The following is a 3,414-nucleotide window of genomic DNA, read 5'->3' on the forward strand; positions in this document are numbered from 1 at the left end:
ACCATGCGTGCGCTGATTTCCGAGCTCTCGGGTGAGCAGATGCCGGTGAAGTCGGCCAATGACATCCCGAGGTTCGTCACCGGGGTGCTGGCTCGGGTGCAGGAAGCCTGGGTCGGCCGTCAGATCGCGGAGCTGAAGTCGAAGCTGCAACGGGTGTCTTCGACCGAGCAAGCCGAGGCCTATATGGCGCTGTTCGGCGATCTCGTGGCGTTGGAGCAGTACCGCAAGAGTTTGCTCACTCAGGCGATGGGGAATCACGACGACTTCGCCCCGGCCTGAGCTGCGAGTCGACGCTTCCTCGGGTTCGCCCCCGCGAGCTCAGCGGCGCAGCTGATCCTGCGGCACCAGAACCGTGGTCCGCTCATCCAGCGGCACCATCGGCTCCAACTTCGCCTGGGTGCTGAGCTTGTCCGACAGCTTCTGTCGCCCGAAGAGAACCAGCTTGCGAGTCACCGGGCTCCCGGTCACCGCGCGGGTCGCCGCACTGATCTGTTCATAGCGACCCCGCCCGGCCTTCGTCCCGAGCACGTATCCGGCCGCAATGCCGATGATCAACCGCAGCATCTCGTAGAGCTCCTCCCAAAGTGCCTGTGCGCGGCTACCATCCTGCCCGACGCCGGGTACGCCTGTCGATCCGGATCCACCCCCACCGCGCGTCATCCCCAGACACGCCGAAGCCCCCGCATGTCTCCAGGTAGAGACGCGATTTGGGAAGGCGAGCGCCGATACGCTAAAGTTTCACCTCGGCCCGCCCAGTACGGACGAGCCAAGGATAGTCCCCTATAGCTCAATTGGCAGAGCAGCCGACTGTTAATCGGCAGGTTTCTGGTTCGAGTCCAGATGGGGGAGCTTTGACCAGGGCGAACGTACCAGTTCGACCCTGGTTTTGTCCGTTTTGGGGGTCGAACGACACGGAAACGACACGTTTTCAGCCGGAGAGGCGTCCCAAGGCCGCTGTGAAGTCGGGTGCTTCGGTCGGTTGGTCGATGTAGTGGCGCTTGGTGACCGAGTCGTTCGCGTGGCCGAGTTGTTGTGCTGCGGCCTGGGGGCCGTATTCGTCGGCGATGAGGGATGCGACGGTCTTGCGGAAGGTCTTGGGTGTCACCCAGGCGAACTTCTCGCCGCGGGCCTGGCGCCACAGCCGGTTGAAGTTGTGTGGATCCCAGATGCCGCCGTCCCGGTTCGGGAAGACCAGGTCCAGGTCGTTGTCGACTGCTTCGGCTTTGACGCGCCGGAGGGTGTCGACGACGAACTGGGGCAGGACCACTGTCCGATAGCCCGAGTCGGTCTTGGTCCATTCCTGGCGGATTAGTCCTTTGCCTTTGATTCGAATGATTGTGCCGGAAAACGTGATTCGCGCCGGTTTGTTGTCGAGGTCGACATCGGCCCAGCGCAAGGCGAGTGCTTCGCCGGGGCGCGGCCCGGTTCCGAGTTCGATGTCGGCGACGTCGAGGACGCGCGGGTTGCGTTTGGGGCCGTGGGTGTAGGCGGGCGCTCCGTCGAATGGCTTTCCCTCCAGCCATGCCTGCAGCTGCGCGCGCAGCTCTGTGAGGGTCTCTATGTCGGCTGCACGCGGTTTCTGGCGCTTGCGGGGAAGGTCTGCGACCTCGCGGACCGGGTTGCGGTCGATGGCGTCATGGCGAACGGCCATGCTCATCATCTCGGAGAGGATGACGCGCTGCCGCCGCGCTTTCTCCCGGTGGCCGTCGAGCACGATCCGTTTCAGATGCGCGTCGATGCGGGAGGTGGTCGCTTCCCACAGGCGCAGGCCGCCGAGCGCTGATTTGATCTTGACCGTTCTCTCGCTCGCCCGGTGGTCGGTGGAAACCTCGATCTCCCGCCTGTACAGATCCAGCGTCTGCTCGGTAATGCCTTCTTGCAGAACCTTTTCTGCTAGCCACAGGTCGGCCAGATCGGTGAGTTTCGTGTCCCGCGTGATCAGTCGTCCCCGGGCTCCGGTGCGCTGGGTCAGGGACTCACGGAGAGTGTCTTCGGCTCGGCCTTTGGTGGGGCCGAATTTGTGCGCGGTGCGGGTGATGCCGTCGTCGTCTCGGTAGCGTGTGGTTGCACGCCAGCTTCCGTTCGGCTGCCGCTTGGAGGTGATCCGGCCGTAGGTGCCGATCGGAAGCGATTGTCTGGGCAACGTTTACCTTCCTGCGGGGGAGTGGTGAGGCGGCTGGCCTCGATCGGGAGAACGGCCACGGTGCGTACGCGAGGAGTTTGCGATGCATGTGAGAGTTTCGAGTGCACGATCGGGCATGCCTGGTTTCAATGGTTGATCCACCGAACAAGCTGCTAGATCTCGGCAATGCAGACAAGAGTCAAATGATTGCTGAAAGATAGCTATGACGATTGCATGCGCTTACTTGTCCCGGTGGTGGCTGCGGTCTTCCTTCGTTGGTGGCCGACGTCGAGAGTCCTGTGCGCGATCGGTCGACGCATCGGGATCGGGCCGTCCACTCTTGTCGAGTTGTTCCTGCTCCCAGGTGAGTAGATCGCTCAACCGATACCGTCGGTATCGCCCTATCCGCGCATATCTGGGACCCCGCCCAGCAGAAGCCCAGACTGCGAGCGTTTTCGCTGGAATCTTGAGCCGTGCGGCTAGTTCGTCCGTGCTGAGCCACACGTCATCGGAGTTCAACGGAGCCCCTCGAGGAAGCTGAAGCTCTGTCTCGTGCAGGGCAGACCGACTGCAGTCGGCGCAGAGACGGCGGCGTGCACTAGTCGCGAGTCAGCTTGTCTCGGAAGAGGAATGATGGCAGGCATCGGGGCAGGAAACGTGCGCTCGAGGCTGCGGTGATGATTATTGGGAGTCCGCCTCAACGGAGTTCCCTCCTTCTCGGGTGTCTGCCGCGCGCGTGTCTGCGGCAGTGTGTGCTGAAAGACGCCCTGAGAAGCTAATTTCATTGGTACCACGGTCATTCGGGTCCAGCAAGATCGGACAATCGCCGGAACCCTCGGCCGTTCGCCAACATCGTCGGCAGCAAGCCAGACCTGGTCACCGTTCACCATCGCTTGAGAACGAAACACCGTGTCCCAGTTGGCCCCCGACATGCTCGTCGCCAAGGCAGTGGCGGGCTGAACGTGAGAGCGCCTCGGACTGGGCTGTTCTCGCGAGCACACAGGGGGGTCGAGCCTTCGGTACGCGCCGGTGCCAAGCTGTGTGCGTGGGGCTGCGATGAATGACGGCCGAGGTGCGCTGGACAGGCCGTTGCGGAACGAATACATGGGTGACTCAATTCTGACCCAATCCGCGATTCATCCCCAACCTCCATGAAACCCCAAATCCCAGATCTACGCCACCGAAAGCAGATTCGGACGGTGACAGCCGAGAGGGCTTGCATTCCTTCGTGAGCCGCGTGCCTCACCGGGATCGGCCGAACCGCTCGGTGCGTCAATGACATCAGAGGACCA

At 62.7% G+C, this 3,414-nt stretch carries 4 protein-coding genes and 1 tRNA gene; 2 read left to right on the plus strand and 3 right to left on the minus strand.

What is annotated here, in order from left to right:
* Positions 1–279, plus strand: a 279-nt coding sequence (gene dnaG / locus ON44_RS09420) for a DNA primase (protein WP_040688109.1), incomplete at its 5' end; no start/stop codon positions are given.
* A gap of 39 nt (positions 280–318) precedes the next feature.
* Here dnaG and ON44_RS09425 read toward each other — a convergent pair.
* A complete protein-coding gene (locus ON44_RS09425; protein WP_040688111.1) occupies positions 319–564 on the minus strand; it encodes a hypothetical protein in 246 nt (81 codons plus the stop codon).
* Positions 565–776: 212 nt separating this feature from the next.
* On the opposite strand from ON44_RS09425, the gene ON44_RS09430 reads away from it, so the two are divergent.
* Positions 777–849, plus strand: a tRNA-Asn gene (locus ON44_RS09430).
* 79 nt (positions 850–928) lie between these two features.
* Here the strand turns inward: ON44_RS09430 and ON44_RS09435 are convergent.
* Entirely contained in the window at positions 929–2,143 is a 1,215-nt protein-coding gene (locus ON44_RS09435; protein ID WP_040688114.1) for a tyrosine-type recombinase/integrase, read from the minus strand.
* 219 nt (positions 2,144–2,362) lie between these two features.
* Entirely contained in the window at positions 2,363–2,626 is a 264-nt protein-coding gene (locus tag ON44_RS48080; RefSeq protein ID WP_245567077.1) for a helix-turn-helix domain-containing protein, read from the minus strand.
* Between the last annotated feature and the right edge of the window lie 788 nt (positions 2,627–3,414).

It is taken from the genome of Nocardia vinacea NBRC 16497 (assembly GCF_000308835.1).
In the GTDB taxonomy this organism is placed as follows: Bacteria; Actinomycetota; Actinomycetes; order Mycobacteriales; family Mycobacteriaceae; genus Nocardia; species Nocardia vinacea.